1 pseudogene is annotated in these 627 nt (G+C 71.6%); it reads left to right on the top strand.

The window, feature by feature from the left end:
• Positions 1–256: 256 nt before the first annotated feature.
• A pseudogene (locus PUR26_RS00790) lies at positions 257–574 on the top strand (hypothetical protein); the annotation flags it as partial.
• Positions 575–627 lie beyond the last annotated feature (53 nt).

The raw sequence follows: 627 nt of genomic DNA, 5'->3' as shown, positions 1-627 counted from the left end.
TCCGCAGGATCCAGGCGGAGGAGACCGGGAACACGGGCTTCTTCCACGCGGGCCCCACCCCCGCCGAGGTCCCGCACGCCACGTTCTACCGCGAGACGCTCGCGCGCTGGACCGTCTGAGGCGCCGGGGCCAGGCCGGTCGGCAACCGTACCGTCACCGAGTCCAGCTCGATGCGCACCGGGCCGGAGGGCAGCGCCCCGGTGCCTGCCGGACGTACCGGGGTCTCCAGGACGGTGAAGATCTCCTCCGCGGCCGACAGTCCTTCGGCAACGCGGTCAACCCGATCGACTGGATGGACAAGTACGGCTCGGACGCCCTGCGCTTCACCCTCGCCCGCGGTGCCAATCCCGGCACGGACGTGCCGATCGGCGAGGACTGGGTCCAGCGCTCGCGCAACTTCGTGCCGCGGGAGATCCCGGTGCGGTTCAAGCCGTGGGTCATGCGTGACGTGGACACCTGGGTCCGTACCAGTGCCCGGCAGATGCTCTTCGTGTACGGCTTCCAGGCCGAGCTGGACCGGCTCTACGGCTGGGGACTGCAATGGGGACGCGGCTTCAAGGCGGGCCGGGTCTGACCCCCGCCCGCCCCACGGACCCGGGACGCCCGCGTCACCCCCGGACGAACTGG

Origin of the sequence: Streptomyces sp. SP18CS02, assembly GCF_036322365.1 — a bacterium.
In the GTDB taxonomy this organism is placed as follows: Bacteria; Actinomycetota; Actinomycetes; order Streptomycetales; family Streptomycetaceae; genus Streptomyces.
Note: the sequence above shows the minus strand (reverse complement) of the source record. Positions and strands in the feature narration are given on the sequence as shown.